Source organism: Nocardia sp. NPDC005746 (assembly GCF_040630785.1).
Taxonomy (GTDB): Bacteria; Actinomycetota; Actinomycetes; order Mycobacteriales; family Mycobacteriaceae; genus Nocardia.
This window is the reverse complement of record NZ_JBEXYE010000002.1, coordinates 180190-197049: the sequence shown is the minus strand read 5'-3', so window position 1 is coordinate 197049 and position 16860 is coordinate 180190. Positions and strand designations below refer to the sequence as shown.

Genomic DNA, 16860 nt, shown 5'->3' with positions numbered 1-16860 from the left:
TCTTACCGGCTGGACAAATCCTGCGCCGACATCGGCTTCGATCGTACGCTTGCCTAATTTCCCGGCGTCCGGGATCAGGCGCCCGAAAGCGACGAGGCCGCTCCGTTCTCGATCGCGAGTTCCGTTGCAAGCCAACCGGTTTCGCTGCGCCCGCAACACCACCACCCCACCCGCCTGACCGCCCGCCCCCGGCCGAGAAAGCCGCTGCGCCGCAGCGGCTTTCCTCGTGGCCGCGACGTCGGCATCACTCGCGGAGAAGTTGGACGAATTTCTCGCGCGAGTGCATCGCGCGGTCGGCGAACCCACGATCGAGTTGCCCGCCATGCGCTACACCGGTGCCGCCGCCGGGGCGGCGGCACCACATGCGCGCTCGTGCGTGAGGCGTGCACTGCCCGAACGCCGACGATGTCCAGCAAATCGGGTGCTTCTTCGAGCGCGGCGGGCCGGGCTCGGCGCGCTCGACCAGGTCGATGGTCTCGGCAGATCGGAAACCCGAACGCCGCTACGCGCGTACTAGTTCCCGTCTTTCCTCAGTAGAGGCTGTGCGCTATCACCAGGCCATGTTCGCGTAGCTGACGAGCATGTCCTGGCTCTCGCGCGAGAGCTTCCAGGTTTCGCCGACGTTCTTCCAGGTCACCGAGAACGGGAAGGCATAGGATCCCAGCCGGCTGTTCAGCGTGGCCGACAGGACGTCGCCGTCGACCGAGACCGGCCCCGACACGTCCCAGCTGTACCCCGGAATCCGCTGAATCACCTGAGCCACGTTGACGATCTGGCTCGCATCGCCGGACTCCAGCTCGGCGGCGGACCCGTTCAGCGCCGCCTGCAGCTTGCCCTGCAGCTCACCCGTAGACGGCGTGGCCGGCGTGGCCACCGCGGCCGGGGCGGTCGCGACGACGGCGACGGCCGGCGCCAACAAGCTGGCGGACAGCATCGAGGCGACGACGAACTTGCGAATCATGAGCAGATCTCCTTCAGGCTAGGTTAGGCTAACCATAACCTAGGCGGAGGGTGTTGTGTCCAGCCCTTCGTGGCGGTGCGGGAGTGAAGGGGCTGGTCGAAATCCTCGACCATGCAAGCGGCTTCACCGGGGGGCGCAGTTCGCAGGCGATGCCGACACCGGACAGTCCGACGTCCATGGGTGAGACGGATCGACGGAGGCTAGCATCGCCAGCGCGGGTGATTCGCACGGTTTCGCTCGTCGTCTGGAGGTTACGCCGTGAGCGCGTTGTCGAACCCGAACACGTTGCCGCCCTATGCCACACTGCCCGATCTGCCTCTCGATGCGGCCGATCGCGAAGAGCTGGCCCGGCAGATCTGGGATCAGCTGATCACCGGCCGAGGCGACGCCGACGATTTCGTGGACAGCTACGGCGAGGACTACGACCTCACCGACGAGCAGCTCGAGGCGGCTTTCGCCGCGCTCCGTGCCGCGCGGCTGCTCCAGCAGGCCGAGATCGGCGCGTACACCTCTCGCACGATCGCCGCGTTCGAGGAGCTCAATGCCAACGGCGTGGTCGCGCGAGCGGACTTCTCCTGCTGCGGCACCTGCGCGTCCGGCGAGATCTGGGACGAACGCGACGACAGCCGGCACTGGAAGGGCTACGTCTACTTCCATCAGCAGGACACCGGCCGTCTCGTCGAGGACGGCGCGACGTACATCGGCTACGGCGCGTTCCCGCCCGAGGACTTCGACGAGGCCGCCTACGACGCGCTCAGCGATGACGCGAAGGCAGACCTCTACACGGCCGATGTGACCCGGCTGCTCGACGACGTGGTGTTTCCGATCTTCCGGCGCCACGGCATCGCGCCGGAATGGGACCGCGACCTGGGCACGAGGGTGCTGCTCGAGAACGCCGACTGGTACGCCCCGATCGAGGCGTAGCGCCCGGTCGATGCGGGATCGTGTCGGCCGCGCTGCTGTTCGACGCGATGTCGGCCAATATCGGTGAACGCCTGGGGGTTTCGCCGGTGTGGTTGCCCGTCCACCGGACTCGCCGCCTCGGATCGCCACCGCCCTGCGCGCGACCCGACTCCCGGCAAGCGCGGCGGCTGAAACAAGGAACACCCGAATGCTGTGTGGTGCACAGCATTCGGGTGTTCGTGGTGTCCGGAGGGGGACTTGAACCCCCACGCCCTAATACGGGCACTAGCACCTCAAGCTAGCGCGTCTGCCATTCCGCCACCCGGACTCGGTGGTGCGGGACAAGATTAGCGGAGGGGTTGGCGGAAACGGAAATCGGGGCTGGGCCAGGCGAAATGGGGTGCGCGGGGGAGGGATTGGGGCTAGTGGAGGATGCCGAGGAGGTTGGCGTTCTTGATGGGGGTGTCCTTGTTGGCCTGGATCTGGCAGAGGCTCTGGACTGCCGCCATGGAGAGGTCGACCTGGGTGCCGGAGGGTTCGTTCTGGGTGCTGCCCTGCTGCTTGATGAACTTGGTGATGGTGATGCGCTGGGTGTCGACGTTCTGGATCAGGTAGTCGCTGCACTTGGTGTCGCCACCCTGGTTGAGCGCCTTCTCGACATCCGAGCAACCCGAGAGCAGGGTTACGGCCAGTGCGGCGGCCGCCACGGCCGTCCATCGCGCGGTGTTCATCATGCGTTCCTCGTGGGTCGTGCGCGGGGCCGAGGCGGCCGCGCGATCGACCGCCACTGTAGATGGGCGCGACCGCCCCGCAATCGGGGGCGGACCCGGAGATTCAACTCCGGGTCGCGTGAATCGCGTCACAGCACGCGTCGGAGGTCGTCAGCGGGACTCGGTGGCGCCGGCCGTGCGCCAGACCTGCGCCTCACCGGGGCTGGCGCGGCGACCGAGCAACTCGGCCAGGCCCGCCATCGCACGCGTGTCGCCGTGGGTGGCGGCCATGCGCCACCAATGTTCGGCCGCGGGATAGTCGCCGCGCCGGTAGCGGAACACGCCCAGGTCATAGGCCGCGCCCACGTGCCCGAATTCGGCTGCCTGCGCCCATAGTTGGCAGGCCTGCTCCTCATCGCCGCGGCTCTGCATCGCGACACCCAGCTCGTAGAGCGCGTTCTGGTAACGGCCGGCCTCCGCGGGCAGGTCGGGACGCGGCGGATTCCTGGCAGTGGTGAGCTCGACGACGAGTTCTCCGAAATCGGGCGGTCCGACGCCGGTCGAGCAGTGCAGGACGGTCACGGTTCGTTCGCGGGTGATGAGCATCCCGTAATTGCCGACCCAGGAGACGGTCGCGCCGGTGTCGTCGACCCAGACGGGGGTCACGGTGATCGCGGCGTCGATGCCGGTGGGGCACACCTCGAGGTCGATCCCGCCGTCCATCGCGTCGCTCCAGACGTCAACCCCCCTGATCTGGCGGCCGCCCAGCAACACATTCCCCCGGTCCACGGCCAGCCCGATGCCGAGGCTGCGCACCCCTGCCCGCGCGACAGCCGTGCGCAGGGTCAGCCGGACGGTGGCGGAGGAGTCCCCGAGAGCCTCCGAGTGCAGCGGGTAGACCTGTGCTCCGTTCCAGGTCACGGGGTCCGCGCTGGCGTATCGATCGGCCAGGGACGACACGGTCGTGGCCGGTTCGGCGTACGGATACGACCCCTGCATCTGCCCCGCCCTTCGCCGGTGCCCGGTGATGTTCGCGCCCACCGTAGTACCGATGCCCAGCGTGGGGTCGGGTATTTGCCAGCTACGTCTGCCAGCAAACTTCTGGTCAGTCGACCGGTGTCGTGGGAGGCTCGAGACGGGCCTCCCGTGTCGAAATTTCGCCGGTCGGTCGACGTGTCGGCCACGTCCACGCGGTGTGTCGTACTTGCGGAGGGCCCACTGTCCTGTTGAATCGTCGGCGAAATACCAGCGAACGAGTGAAAGGTAAGGACATATGGCTCTGCCCACCATGACCCCCGAACAACGCTCCGAGGCGCTGGCGAAGGCCGCGGCGGTTCGTAAGGCCCGCTCGGAACTCATCGCGCAGGTCAAGAAGGGGTCTGTCAGTCTCGCCGAGGTGCTCAAGCGCGCCGACGCGGAGGACTTGGTCAAGAAGACGAAGGTGGCGGCTGTCATCAAGGCGCTGCCGGGTATCGGCCCCGTCAAGGCGGCCAAGCTCATGGACGAGGCCGAGATCCCCGCCGACCGCCGCATCGGCGGCCTGGGCTCCCGGCAGCGCGCCGCGCTGCTGGAGGCGCTGAAGGCTTGAGATCGGGGGGGTGGCCTGCCGGGCCGGCATCCGGCCCGGCGGCAACCACTCCCACCGCCTCCGCTCGCTCGGCAAACACGCACTACATCGACCGATTTGGTCCGCGCGGCCCGATCCGATAACCTTGCTGAGCACCACCGGTCCGGGTGGCGGAATGGCAGACGCGCTAGCTTGAGGTGCTAGTGCCCGTATTAGGGCGTGGGGGTTCAAGTCCCCCTCCGGACACAGCACGAGAAGGCGGTCCCGGCTCTGAGCCGGGACCGCCTTCTGCTATTTGCCAGTGCTACTTCCGGTTCAGCTGCCAGTCCGCCGGCAGGCCCTCGACGCGCGCGTCCATGCCGCAGGCCTCGATGGTGATCGTGGCCGGTCCCAGCCGCAGATCCGTCAGCCGGACCGTGCCCGCTCGATCGGGCAGGCGGGGCGCGATGGTCAGGCTGCGGTTCGGGACGTCGGGCGCGAGGCCCAGGAACGAGCGCATGAGCAGCAGCGGCGCCGCGCTCGCCCACGCCTGCGGCGAGCAGGAGGTGGGATAGGGCACCGGGGAACGGAATTCGTCGCGCGCGAAGCCGCAGAACAGCTCCGGCGGGCGGGCGCCGAACTCCTGGATGGCCTCGAGCAGCCCGCTCGCCAGTTTCACGCTCAGGTCGACCGCGCCGGGGATGTGGCCGTAGCGCATGAGACCGGCCACCGCGATGGCCGTATCGTGCGGCCACACCGAACCGGTGTGGTAGCCCATGGGGTTGAACCGGCGCGCGGTGGAAGACAGTGTGCGCAAACCGAATCCGCTGTTCAGGTCGGCCGCGCCGAGCCGCTCGATCAGTTCGGCGGCGCGCTCGTCGGGCACGATGCCGGTCCACAGGCAGTGACCGGGGTTGCTGGATCCGACGTCGACCGGCTGCTTCGCGCCGTCGAGGGCCATCGCGTAGCAGCCGCTCTTCGGCATCCAGAAGGCTTCGTCGAACCGGGCTTTCAGGTCGGCGGCCTGCGCGCGCAGTCGTTCGGCGAGGGGGTGGTCGCCGGACTCGTCGGCCAGTTCCGCGCGGCCGATGCGGGCGGCGTAGACGTAGCCCTGCACCTCGCACAGCGCGATGGGCGGGTCGGCGAGGCGGCCGTCGGCGAAGCTGATGGCGTCCCAGCTGTCCTTCCACCCCTGATTGGCCAGACCGCGGTCGGTCTTGCGCCGGTACTCGACGAATCCGTCGCCGTCGAGGTCGGCGTCGGTGTCGATCCACCCCAGCGCCGCGTCGGCGGCCGGGATCAGTTCGCGCACGGCCGCGTCACCGACGCCCCAGCGATGGCATTCGGCCAGCAGCATCACGAACAGCGGGCTGGCGTCGGCGGTGCCGTAGTAGACGGTTCCGCCGAGCACCCGATCACTGCCGGGCCCGTACCGCCGCTCGTGCATGATGCGGCCGGGTTCCTCCTCGGTGATCGGATTGGTCTCGGTGCCTTGCAGTTTCGCCAGCTGGCGCAGCGTGCCCACGGCCAGGTCCGAATCCAGCAGCAGCGCCATCCAAGAGGTGAGCAGGCTGTCGCGGCCGAACAACGCCATGAACCAGGGCGCGCCGGCGGCCACATAGGAGGTGCCGTCGGCGGGGTCGTCCAGGCGCAGCGCGCCCAGGTCGGTCTCGGTGCGCTGCAGGATGGTGTTGAGGCCCGCGCCGCTGGCGGTGAGCGTGGTGGTGCTGGCGCGCCAGCGTCGGATCTTGTGTTCGGGACCGTCCTCGTCGCCGTCGTCGAAGTTCATCGGGACGGCTCGATGGTCATCGATGGGCTGGCAGTGCACCACCGTCTGCCAGTTGCTGTGCGCGGGGATCAGGATCCGCCAGGTCATCGACCCGGATTGGATCTCGGGCTCCTCGGTCGCGGTGATGACCACGCCGCGGCCCTGCTGACCGCGGTCGGTGATGCGCAGGGCGTGGTCGGTGGCTGTGGTTTCACCGCCGCCACCGCCGACGCGGCCCTCCTTGACCGCGAACAGGTCGGCGAAATCGGCCTCGGCGTCGAGGACGATCGTCAGCGCGGTGTCCTCGTCGCCGAGGTTGAGCACGCTGATGATCTCCTGCATGCCCTCGCCGACGATGCGACGGCGCTGGATCAGCACCGTCGCATCGGCCACCCCGTGCGGTGGCGGTTTGCGCGCCACGAATCGGGCCTGGAACGGCTCGCGCACGACCACCGAAAGCTGTTCCGGTGGAAGACCGTCCACGCGCAGCTCCCAGCGGGTGAGGATGCGCGTGTCCCGGTAGTACAAGCCGTGCGCGGTGCCCGGGTGGATATCGCCGAGCTGGTCGGACAGGCTGAAGGTGCCGGCCTCGACGAGGGTGACGACGCCCGCGCCACCCTCGATGAGCACCGGCGGACCGGCATTGAAAACACTCACGCGCGACCACCCGGCACCTGGGTGCTGAGGATCCGCGAGTCACCGGGCAGCCGCACCCGGACCGAGCCGGCGATCGTGCGGGACTTCGCCAGTTCGATCGCCTTGCGGTAGGCCGCTTCGTAGCCTTGCGCGAACAGCCCGGTGGAGAACAGTCTCTCGACCCGTTCCCGGCAGGCGTACGGATCGATCTCGTGGGCGCGTGCGATCGCGCCGGGCAGTTCGTCCGGATCGTCGAGGACGAATCCGGTCACGCCGTGTTCGACGACCTCTTCCACCGCGCCGCCGCGCAGTGCGATCACCGGGGTGCCACAGACCATGGCTTCGATCATGACAATCCCGAAGGGTTCTTCCCACCGAATCGGGAACAAAAGGCAGCGCGCCCCGGCCAGCAGCTGGCGTTTCGCGGTGGCGTCCGCCTCGCCGAAGACATCGTCGGACTCGGTGAGCCGCGGCGTGATGTACTCGGCGAAGAACTCGTGCTCGGGCGGCTCGTTCAACTTGCCCGCCAGCACCAGCCGCACGCCCGCGGCGTGCGCGGCGTCGAGCGCGAGTTGCGGCCCCTTGTACGGGGCATAGCGGCCCAGGAACAGCGCGTAGTCGAGCTTCTCGGTGCGGAACGGCCACTCCGAGGGGCGAATCGCATTGTGCACACGCCCGATCCAGTTCAGGTCCGGCGCCAGCTCACGTTGCCGGTCGCTGATCGCCACCAGCTTCACACAGCGGTCCAGGGATCGGTAGTACTCGTCCATCTGGGCGTCGACCGGGCCGTGCACGGTGACGACGGTGGGGATCCCGAGCATCTTGTACGCGGGCGCGTTCCCCGGACCGGCGAAGGTGTGGTCGTGAATGATGTCGATCGGGTCCGATGCGTGCAGCGACTCGATGATCTGCCAGGCCTTCATGGCGTTGACGATCTCGGGGTACGGCTCACCCAAGCGCTTGGTCTGGACCTCGTCCCAGACCCGCACGAAGTCCGCCTTCGTCCCGGCCCGGCCCGCGCCGAGCAGGGTGACGCGGTGGCCCTGATCGACCAGCTCGTCGGCCAGGCTCGCGACGACCGCCTCGATGCCGCCGTAGCCGACCGGCGGAATGTCGAAATAGGGGGGAGCGACCATAACGATATGCAGCGATCGGTTCCGCGAATTCTTCGCACCGTGTACGGCGGAATTGTCGGTCTGAACCTGCAGAAAGTCGAAAGCGTTCCCGAGCGGCGCATCGTAAGAAAGGTTGTTCCTCATTTCCAAACTCCTCGTTGTGAGTTGAACTGAGTCAAACCGTCGTATACGGTGCCACGAACTCCGCTGGTCGGCAAGAAGTTCAGGGTGTCGCAATTCAAAAGTTACGGCAATGTTCTGTCAACCGGACTTACGAGTATTCCGAGCGGTCCGCCGTCAATGAAACATATTCGAATCTTTACTTATTCGCCCAGGTCGGCAATTATTCGCCCAGGTCGGAGGCGTTTTCATCGGGTGCGCAGCCATAGCCTGGTGTGTTGGGCGTCGGTTCCGGCCACCAGCAGGCCCGCCGGCAGGGTGGTCATGCGCGCGGCATCGGCGGGCGCGGGGAGCGAGAACTGTTGCCAGTCGGTGCAATTCGAGGAGACCGAGATCAGGCTGACGCGGTGGTCCAACGCGATGAGGGCCAGCATTCGCGAAGGCGTCGGAACCACCTGCTGGACATCGACGTTCCGCGCGGCAGGCCCCGGTAGGGCCCCGGTATCAGGCGTGGGCCAGCACAGGACGTGCGGGTCGGCACCGACGGATTGCCCGAAGACCGTGCAGGTGGTCGCGCAGCCGATACCACTGGCGAGGGCATTCGCGCCGGGCAGTTCGAGGCGCTGCCATCGGCCGCCATCGGGAGAGGTCCATTCCAGTGGACGAATGATGCTGTCCCGCAGCGTTTCACCGGCGATCGCGAAGCCTCGGGGACCGGTGCCGACGGCGGCCGCGCCGGTTTGTTCGCCGGGTGCGGACGACAGCGCGGGGTCGTCGGCGTGACGCTGCCAGTTCGCGCCGTCGGCCGATGCCCAATAGGCGGCACCGTACCGGCCGGTCGGGCCGTCCCAGTCGCCCACCAGCAGGTCGGCGCCGCCGAGTGCGGCCGCGGCGCTGACGGCGATGGCGTGCGGGCCGCCGAACATCTCGAAGGCCTGCTCGTGTTCGGTCAGGCCGTGGGCGTCGCCGCTCCAGATGCTCATCCGCGGATTGCTGTGCGCGCCACCGAAAGCCCTTCCGAGAACGACGGTGCGATCGCCCGTGCCCGCCGAAATCAACTCCGCCCGTGCGCCGTACGGGGTTTCCGGGTGGACGGGGACCGTGGTCCAGTGGGTGCCGTCGGTGGTCGACCAGGCCGCGGGGGCTCGGACGTCGGCGGCGGGGATCGAGCCGAGGGCCAGCACACCGCCGGGCGTGGGAGCGAAGGCGAGGATCCGCGCGCCGGGCTGCGGGAGCGGCAGTTCCCGCCACGGTGAGTCCGGGGTTTGGTCGACGCAGCCGATCACGAGGGTCAGCACCGCCACCAGGACGATTGACCACCTCATGGGGACAGGGTGCCAGAACCCGCCGGTCGCGGTGCGGTTCCGGGATTACGGCCCACGCGGGACCCGCCGCACCGAGCCAAATCCGGTGGTCCGGGCCGTTCCCGTGTGAGGATTCCTGGCCGTGGCAACTCGCCGGTCAACACAGATCCTGACACTGGTGGCGCTGGTTACGACCCTGCTGCCGCTACACGCGCACGCCGATCCGTTCTCGGAGTTGATCACCCCGAGCCATGACCTCGCGAGCGTGCTGCCGACCCCGCCCGCCGACCCGTTCTTCACGCCCCGACCCGGCTTCGAGAACACGCCGCCGGGCACCGTGCTGAGCGCGCGCCCGACCGGCGGCATGCTCTTCCCCGCCGACGCCTCCGAGCTGCTCGTGCGGTCCACCGACTCCCACAATGGTCCGGTCGCCATCACCACGACCCTGCTGATGCCGCGCAACCCATGGCCCGGGCCGGGGCCCAGGCCGCTGGTCTCCTACAACATTCCGATCTCGTCGATGGGGTATTCGTGCGCGCCCTCGACGGAGCTGAAGAAGGGGGTTTCCGCCGACATCGTCGCCATCTCGCTGCTGCTGGCCAAGAATTTCGCGGTGGTCGTTCCCGATCATCAGGGGCCGAAGCAGGCGTATGCGGCCGGGCTGATGGGTGGGCACGCGGTGCTCGATTCCATTCGCGCGGTGACCCACTCGACGTCGCTGGAGCTCGGCCCGGACACGCCGGTGGTGATGACGGGCTACTCCGGCGGTTCCATCGCGACCAGCTGGGCCGCGCAGCTCGCGTCGAGCTACGCGCCCGAGATTCGATTGGCGGGCATCATCATCGGGGGCGAACCCGCGGATTACGAAATGCTGATGCCGGTCATGAACGGCAACTGGGGTTCGGGGGTGATGCTGGCGGCCGCGCTCGGGCTGGCCCGGGAATACCCCGAACTACTGAGCATTCTGAACGACAACGGCTGGCGGATCGCCCACACGTTCCGCGACATCTGCATTTCGCAGGAGACCATGCTCGGGGTCATCGCGCCGCTGCGGGTCGAGGACCTGACCGTGGTCCCGGATCCGCTGAAACTGCCCATGGTGCAGCAGATTCTGAATGAGAACCGGCCCGGGAGAATAGCGCCTGCCGCGCCGGTCTACCTGTTCCACGGCGTCAACGAGATCTTCGTGCCGTACGCGGGCGCGAAGAAGCTTTTCGACGATTGGTGCGGGCTCGGCGCGCGGGTTCGGTTGCAACCGTTTCCCGGTGAGCACTTCGTCGCGGGCGCGCTCTCGATTCCGTTGACCACGAAATGGGTCGACGAGTTGCTCACCGGAGAGCTGGTGCCGCAGGGATGCACCGGGCCGGGCTACTGAGAAACGATGCGGGGCAGCGGTGATTTCGTGGTCTGTCCGACAGCCGGCGAGATCGGTGCGGCGTCGCTACCGCGGGATCACCTACGTTTCACTTAGCATTTGAGTAGCCCGCCCCGAGAGCTCCCATCGTTTCCGATTCAATGCCGCGCCTGATGAATGGACATCGATGAATGCCGATTTTCGTGCCGCCGCGGCCGCGATCATCACCCTCGTCGCGATTCTGATCTCCGGGACCGGTGCGGCCCACGCCGAACCGTCCGGGGAATCGACCATTCTGAGCGCCACCGGCTCCGACCCCTCGCGCACCAGGATCTCGGTGTACTCCGCGGCCATGGACCGCGCGGTGACCGTCGACGTGCTGCATCCCGCCGATGACCAGCCGCGACCCTCGTACTACCTGCTCGACGGTGTCGATTCCGGTGCGATGGAGACGAATTGGACGCAGAAGACCGATGTCGTGTCGTTCTTCGCCGACAAACGGGTCAATGTGGTGCTCCCGGTGGGCGGTAAGGGGAGTTTCTATTCCGACTGGGAGCGGCCCGATCCCGTACTCGGCGGGGTGCAGATGTGGGAGACGTTCCTGACCCAGGAACTACCGCCATTGATCGACCAACGGTTCCACGGCAGCGGGAGCAACGCGATCGCGGGGCTGTCGATGGGCGCGCTCTCGGCGGCGGCGCTCACCACCCGCTATCCGGCGCTGTATCGCGGATTCGCGGCGTTCAGCGGCTGTCTGGACACCATGAGCACCAATGCCAAACTTGCCATCCGGAATTCGGTGAGCTGGGTCGGCGGCAATCCGGAGAACATGTGGGGGCCCGACGGCGACCCCGACTGGGCGGCCCACGATCCGCTCACCAACGCTGCCGCGTTGCGCGGTAAAGCGGTGTATGTGTCGACCGGTAGCGGGACGCCGGGACCGGAATCGCTGACCGATCCGCTGATGCCGCAGGCGGTGACTTTCGGTGCGGTGCTGGAGTATCTGGTGCGCGGGTGCACCGAGTCGTTCCAGCGGCGGCTCGCCGAGATCGATATTCCGGCGACCTTCGTCTTCCATCCGCGCGGCACGCATTCCTGGCCGTATTGGCAGCAGGATCTGCACGATTCGTGGCCGCTGCTGGAGGCGGCGCTCGCGGAGTAGGGCGGTGTGGTCAGTCGGGGAGACGGTCCGCGCAGCCGAACAGGGCTACCAGCGTCGGGTCGTGGAACGCGACCACGCGCGAGACGCCGGAAGCGGTGGGTGACAACACGACCACCCCGCCCGCCCGGAGGACTCCGTCCGCATCGCGTCGGTAGAGGACCGCGGCGGGTTGTCCGTTGGCGGTGGTGGCGGTGAGGCGCCACTCGCCGGGCGCGTCCAGAACCTGCGCGTCGAGCATTCGAAGACAGTTCGCCAGCCCCGACTGCCAGTCGCGGAACGGGGTCGCCTCCAATGTGGCGTCGGTGCGCAGCACCTGTTCGAGCAGGCTCGCATCGGCGCGTTCGAAGGCCGCGATGTAGCCGTCGAGCAGCGCGCGAGCCCGTGGATCGGCGGGTTCGAGCAGTTGCGCGGGTTCGGGTTCGAGTTCGTGCAGGCGAGCGCGGGCTCGTTGCAGGCCGCTCTTGACCGCGGCCGTCGTGGTGCCGAGGATGGCGGCGGTCTCCGGTGCGGAGAAGGCCAGCACGTCACGCAGTAGCAGGATCGCGCGCTGGCGGGCGGGCAGGTGCTGAAGGCTCGCGATGAGCGCCAGCCGGAGGGATTCTCGGGCCACCACCACCGTCGCCGGGTCGTCGGCGTCCGGGGCGATCCATTCGTCGGGGAACGGCTCCAGCCACGAGGCCTCACCCGGAGCAACCGGATTCGACCCATGCCCGGGACCGGGCGCTGGACCGTCCAGTCCTGAGGGTAGGACCCGGATCCTGCGTTGCCGCAAGGTGGTCAGGCAGACGTTGGTGGCGATGGTGTAGAGCCAGGAGCGGATGGAGGAGCGGCCCTCGAAGGACGGGTAGGCGCGCCAGGCTCGCAGGTAGGTGTCCTGCACCAGGTCCTCGGCATCGTGCGAGGAACCGACCAGCCGGTAGCAGTGCGCGAGCAGCTCGCGGCGGAACCGCTCGGTATCGGCGGCGAAGCGGTCCCGGTCGGCCGCCTTCCGCAGCTGCGCCGTCATGCCGTGAGTGTAGGGCGCGGGCGTGTCGTCGATCGATCGGTCATGGGCTGCTCCTCACACGGGCCGGTCCCGCGTGTCGGGACCCTCACCCATTGACGACCGCCGGGCTATGGCAAAGGAATCGAATGCCTGGTCAGAGGACATCCGACCCGGGGGAGCAGGGCCAGCTTGCCGACGGTGGCCCGGGCTTCCAGTTCGGCGAGCGCCGCGGAGCCGTCGGCCAGGTCGTAGGCGGTGCTCACGCCCGGCTTCAGCACCCCGGCGGCGATGAGCGCGAGCAGTTCGCCCATGATCTCGCCGAACAGCTGCGGGGCCGCGTGGATGAGAACGCCGATATTGAGTCCGATCAGCTGGATCTGATGCTTGTAGACCAAGTCCCAGTTGGTGACCGGCGCTTGCCCGCCTGCCAGGCCGAAGACCACCACGCGGCCGGTGACCCGCTTGGCTGCGGCCAGGCTGTGCTCGAAGGTGGATCCGCCCGCAGACTCCAGCACCAGATCCACACCCGTATCCCCGGTCAGCTGCTTGACTCGGACGGCTAGATCGGTTGCGCGCGAATCGAGTACGTGGTCCGCGCCCAACCCGAGCACGGTCTCGTGCTTGCCCGGTGAGGCCGTGCCGATGACCGTCGCGCCGTGATGCTTGGCCAGGATCGTCGCGGCCTGCCCGGTCGCGCCCGCGGCGGCGTGGATCAGCACGGTCTGTCCGGCGTCGAGGCCGCCGAGTTTCAGCGCGGCGAGCGCGGTTGGCAGGTTCACCAGGAGACCCAGTGCGTGTTGGCAGGTCCAGCCGTCGGGGACCGGCACCGCCGCGGCAGCGGGTAGCAGCATGTAGTCGGCGAACGCGCCGTCGCCGACCCCGACCACCGGTGCGCCCAGTGCGGGACCGGTCACCGAATCGCCCAGTGCGACGATCTCTCCGGCTGCTTCGAAGCCTGCGATGTAGGGCGGCTGCGGACCGTCGCGGAACGTTCCGTGCGATTTCGACAGATCCGCGAAGTTGATTCCGGCGGCCGCCACGCGGATGAGTACCTGACCCGGGCCCGGTCGCGGCACCGGCGCGTCGGTGATCAGGAACATGTCCTGCGGGCCGTGCAGGGAGCGCTGGCGCAACGCGCGCATCGTGGCGGGAATGGTCATCGCTGGGGTCCTTCCGCGGTTCTCGACGGCTCCCGCATGGGGAGCATCCGGTTGTTCGGGTAGACCTCGGGCACGGAGCAAAGGAATCGGTCGGGTGCGGCCGAGCCCTCCCGCCGAGGGCTACGCCGAGAGTGAAATGAGCACGCACGCGCGGTTTTTCGCGATGACAACCCCGTTTTTCGCGATGACAATGGGTCGCGGGCCGTTCGGTCCCCTGATGCTGTGGAGGCTGTGGGAGATGGAAGAGGTGCTGCTCACGCCGCCGGATGCCGCCGAGGTGCGGTTCCTGGCGCGGGGTGTGGTGAGTGCGGCGACCTGCGATCGAGGGCTCACGCCCTTGCAGGAGTTGCTGATTCCGGCGCTGTTCCTGTCGATGACGGGGCATCCGGTGGAGTTGGCCGAGGTGACGCCGATCGGGGCCGCGGAGTTCGCGGCGGGGATGGCGCGGCGCAATCGGATCTTCCGGGAGCGGATCGTGCAGACGATGCTGCTGTCTGCGCTGGTGGTGCGGCCGCTGCCCGCGGCGACCGGAAACCGGTTGCGGGAGTTCGCCGACGCGCTCGGCGTCGACGACGACATGATCGCGGTGGCCCAGCGCTATGCCGACGGCGCGGTGGATCTGGCCGCGGTCGATTTCACCCGCAATGGATATCTGGGCAATACGGACACGCTGCGGCTGGATGCCCTGCACACCGCGGGACTGGACAGTTCGTGGAGCGCGGTCACCGATGACGCGGGACTGGCCGGGCGCTGGGCCGAGTTGTGGGAGCTGCCGATCGGGACCCTGGGGCGCGGTGTCGCCGACTTCTACCGGGACCGCGGCTTCGTCACCCCGGGACTGCCCGGGTCCGCGCCGCCGCTGCTGGCCCAGCACGATTGGGTGCACGTGCTCGCCGGGTACGGCACCACCCTCGAGAACGAGATCGAGGTGTTCGCGTTCATGGCCCGCGCCAATGACGATCCGCGCGCTTTCAGCCTGCTGGCCATGGTGATCTCGCTGTTCGAGACGGGTTACCTGCGGGCGGGCGCGGGCCTGTTCGAGGCCGACGCCGGGCACCTGAGCACCTCGGGCATGGCCACCCGGCTCGGTGACGCCATGCGCCGGGGCGCGCTCACCCGCGGCAGCCACGACTTCCTCGACCTGGACTGGTTCGGCCTCGCCGACCGCCCGATCACGGTGGTGCGCGAGGAGATCGGCCTGGTCGCCAAGGACGGGTCGGCGGTGGCGGCGGGCTCGGCGGGGCCGTGGCAGCCCGGCGGAATCACGCCGTATCAGCTGAATTCGTCGAAGAACGCGGCCGCGGCGGACGGGCGGGAGTACCTGCCCTGGCAACCGGATCCGACCCGCGACTGACTGGTCCGACGCCGCGCTTCGGGCCGCTCGACCTGCCCGACAGGCAGTACGGATCGGTCCGCTGAGCCGACGGATCAGGTCGGGTTCGGATCGGTCCGTCGCGCCGGCTGTCCGTAGGACGCGGTCAGCTCGGGCCCAGCAGGTCGAGCATTCCCGAAACCGCTGCGGGCCAGGTGAATTGCTCGGCGCGGCTGCGGGCGGCGCGGCGACGCTCGGCGCGGGGACGGGCCAGGACGTCGGTGACGGCGGTGGCGAAGGCGCGCGGGTGATCGGCGGCCACCGCGCCCGCCTCGGCGGTCACGATGTCGGCCAGGGCCGAGGAGCGGCTCGCCACCACCGGGGTGCCCGCGGCCAGGGCCTCGAGCGCGGCCAGGCCGAAGGTCTCGTGCGGGCCCGGGGCCAGGGAGACGTCCGCGGTGGCCAGCAGGGTCGCCAGAGTGGTTCGGTCGTCGATGAATCCGGTGAAGTGGACGGTGGGCCGGCCGTCGGGCAGCGGCGGGATCATGCGGGCGCGGCGTTCCAGGGCGTCGCGGCGCGGTCCGTCGCCGGCCACCACCAGGCGCGCGTCCAGGCCGCCGCGGCGCAGGGCCCCGACCGCGGCGATGCTGCGGTCGACGCGCTTCTCGACCGAGAGACGACCGCAGTGGACCAGCAGCGGGTAGCCGTCCGCGCCGAGGTCGGTGCGCAGGCGGTGGTCGTGGCGATCGGGCCGGAACATGTCCAGATCCACGCCGAGCGGGACCAGTTCGACATTGGCGGCGTCGATGCGCTGGAACTCCTCGCGTGCGAACTCGGTCGTGCAGACGACGACGTCGTAGGTCTGCGCGGTGCGCCGGTTGGCGGCGTCGGCGGCGCGGCGCGCCAGCGGGCCGGGCAGCACCTGACCCAGCAGACGGTCGAGGCGCTCATGGGAGATCATGACGCCCGCGATATCGCGGCGGCGCGCCCAGCGGCCGAAGCCGCGCAGCGTCAACCGGTCCGACACTTCCAGCACGTCGGGCCGCAATCCGGTGAGGGTGTCGGCGACGCGGCGGGGATCTGCCGCGCGGTAGCCGCCGGTCCACGGAATCTCCGGTGCGGGCAGGGTGATTCGCAGGACTCCGGTGGCGAGCACCTCCTCGGCGCGCCGGGTGCCGGGCACCACCAGCGCCACCTCGTGTCCGGCGGCGGCGTAGCCCGCGCCGAGGTGATGCAGTGCGGTTCGCAACCCACCCGAGCGCGGACCGTAGAAGTTCGCCAGCTGAACGATGCGCACGAGGCCGATCGTGCAGGGTACCGGGTTACCTTCGGCACCTCCGGCGCCAACATCACGTGAACACCCGCGAAAGACCCGGCCAACCGGGTGTGGTCGGCATCGTGCGTCCGCCCCGGACCGGGTCTCGCGGGCCGAGGAACCGCATCGCGGCCGCTCAGCGGGCGTCGAACTGCATGCGGCCGACCTCAATTGGCCGAATTCGTCGCCACACCGGTCTGGCGCACCGCCGACGATCTTGGTAGAGATTGGTACACGTACACACGGGGTGATCCGGATCATTCCGGGGGATGGGGATGAATCAATGGGTGCCAGAGACGAACTGGAGCGCGAACTGGGCGGGCCGCTGCCCGCGCTCGATCTGCTGAACGAGGCCGAGACAGCCGACCTGCTGGCGGTCTTCCAGCAGGCGCAGCGCACCGAGAACCTCGCCATGGTGGAGGCCGTCGACAAGACCGTCGGCGCGCTGCCGTGGCCGCTGCGCACGGCCGCCAAGAAGATCATGTTCGGCAACCGGCTCGGATGACGCG

Annotated in this window: 15 protein-coding genes and 2 tRNA genes; 7 read left to right on the top strand and 10 right to left on the bottom strand. The window is 68.8% G+C overall.

All coding sequences use genetic code 11. From position 1 onward, the window contains the following. Window positions 1–550: 550 nt before the first annotated feature. Window positions 551–961 (bottom strand): hypothetical protein, encoded by a 411-nt coding sequence (locus ABZ412_RS04705; RefSeq protein WP_357276349.1) that lies wholly within the window; start codon window positions 959–961, stop codon window positions 551–553. 258 nt (window positions 962–1219) lie between these two features. Here ABZ412_RS04705 and ABZ412_RS04700 point away from each other — a divergent pair, with 258 nt between their 5' ends. Continuing rightward, complete coding sequence (locus ABZ412_RS04700) at window positions 1220–1885, top strand: hypothetical protein (protein WP_357276346.1); 666 nt, start codon at window positions 1220–1222, stop codon at window positions 1883–1885. 219 nt (window positions 1886–2104) lie between these two features. Here the strand turns inward: ABZ412_RS04700 and ABZ412_RS04695 are convergent. From ABZ412_RS04695 to ABZ412_RS04685, 3 genes are all read right to left on the bottom strand, one after another. Then, window positions 2105–2192 (bottom strand) — tRNA-Leu (locus ABZ412_RS04695). 94 nt (window positions 2193–2286) lie between these two features. Further along, window positions 2287–2595, bottom strand: a complete 309-nt coding sequence (locus tag ABZ412_RS04690; protein WP_357276344.1) for a hypothetical protein — start codon at window positions 2593–2595, stop codon at window positions 2287–2289. A gap of 150 nt (window positions 2596–2745) precedes the next feature. Then, window positions 2746–3573, bottom strand: coding sequence for a hypothetical protein (locus ABZ412_RS04685; protein WP_357276342.1), 828 nt, complete (start codon window positions 3571–3573; stop codon window positions 2746–2748). A gap of 274 nt (window positions 3574–3847) precedes the next feature. Here ABZ412_RS04685 and mihF point away from each other — a divergent pair, with 274 nt between their 5' ends. Both mihF and ABZ412_RS04675 read left to right on the top strand, forming a co-directional pair. Next, on the top strand, window positions 3848–4162 hold the full coding sequence (mihF, locus tag ABZ412_RS04680; protein WP_357081650.1) for an integration host factor, actinobacterial type: 315 nt from the start codon (window positions 3848–3850) through the stop codon (window positions 4160–4162). Window positions 4163–4302: 140 nt separating this feature from the next. Beyond that, a tRNA-Leu gene (locus tag ABZ412_RS04675) sits at window positions 4303–4387 on the top strand. 58 nt (window positions 4388–4445) lie between these two features. Here ABZ412_RS04675 and ABZ412_RS04670 read toward each other — a convergent pair. The 3 genes from ABZ412_RS04670 to ABZ412_RS04660 form a co-directional block, all read right to left on the bottom strand. After that, complete coding sequence (locus ABZ412_RS04670; RefSeq protein WP_357276339.1) at window positions 4446–6545, bottom strand: glycogen debranching N-terminal domain-containing protein; 2100 nt, start codon at window positions 6543–6545, stop codon at window positions 4446–4448. Beyond that, on the bottom strand, window positions 6542–7660 hold the full coding sequence (locus ABZ412_RS04665; protein ID WP_357276337.1) for a glycosyltransferase family 4 protein: 1119 nt from the start codon (window positions 7658–7660) through the stop codon (window positions 6542–6544). Before ABZ412_RS04665 ends, ABZ412_RS04670 begins: the two co-directional genes overlap by 4 nt. Before the next feature lie 347 nt (window positions 7661–8007). Further along, window positions 8008–9084, bottom strand: coding sequence for a hypothetical protein (locus ABZ412_RS04660; RefSeq protein WP_357276335.1), 1077 nt, complete (start codon window positions 9082–9084; stop codon window positions 8008–8010). Window positions 9085–9241: 157 nt separating this feature from the next. On the opposite strand from ABZ412_RS04660, the gene ABZ412_RS04655 reads away from it, so the two are divergent. Together ABZ412_RS04655 and ABZ412_RS04650 are read left to right on the top strand one after the other, a co-directional pair. Next, window positions 9242–10438, top strand: a complete 1197-nt coding sequence (locus tag ABZ412_RS04655; RefSeq protein ID WP_357276332.1) for a lipase family protein — start codon at window positions 9242–9244, stop codon at window positions 10436–10438. A 166-nt stretch (window positions 10439–10604) separates the two neighbouring features. Further along, window positions 10605–11579: an alpha/beta hydrolase family protein gene (locus ABZ412_RS04650; protein ID WP_357276327.1), complete on the top strand. Its 975-nt coding sequence runs from the start codon at window positions 10605–10607 to the stop codon at window positions 11577–11579. A 10-nt stretch (window positions 11580–11589) separates the two neighbouring features. On the opposite strand, the gene ABZ412_RS04645 is transcribed toward ABZ412_RS04650, so the two are convergent. Beyond that, on the bottom strand, window positions 11590–12585 hold the full coding sequence (locus tag ABZ412_RS04645) for an RNA polymerase subunit sigma-70 (protein WP_357276325.1): 996 nt from the start codon (window positions 12583–12585) through the stop codon (window positions 11590–11592). Window positions 12586–12692: 107 nt separating this feature from the next. Further along, window positions 12693–13724, bottom strand: a complete 1032-nt coding sequence (locus ABZ412_RS04640; RefSeq protein WP_357276323.1) for a zinc-binding dehydrogenase — start codon at window positions 13722–13724, stop codon at window positions 12693–12695. 217 nt (window positions 13725–13941) lie between these two features. Here ABZ412_RS04640 and ABZ412_RS04635 point away from each other — a divergent pair, with 217 nt between their 5' ends. Further along, complete coding sequence (locus tag ABZ412_RS04635; RefSeq protein WP_357276321.1) at window positions 13942–15078, top strand: hypothetical protein; 1137 nt, start codon at window positions 13942–13944, stop codon at window positions 15076–15078. Window positions 15079–15202: 124 nt separating this feature from the next. On the opposite strand, the gene ABZ412_RS04630 is transcribed toward ABZ412_RS04635, so the two are convergent. Then, window positions 15203–16333 carry a glycosyltransferase gene (locus ABZ412_RS04630; protein ID WP_357276318.1) on the bottom strand — a complete coding sequence of 377 codons (1131 nt, stop codon included), beginning with the start codon at window positions 16331–16333 and terminating at the stop codon, window positions 15203–15205. 301 nt (window positions 16334–16634) lie between these two features. Here ABZ412_RS04630 and ABZ412_RS04625 point away from each other — a divergent pair, with 301 nt between their 5' ends. Beyond that, window positions 16635–16856 carry a hypothetical protein gene (locus ABZ412_RS04625; RefSeq protein WP_357276316.1) on the top strand — a complete coding sequence of 74 codons (222 nt, stop codon included), beginning with the start codon at window positions 16635–16637 and terminating at the stop codon, window positions 16854–16856. Window positions 16857–16860: the final 4 nt, after the last annotated feature.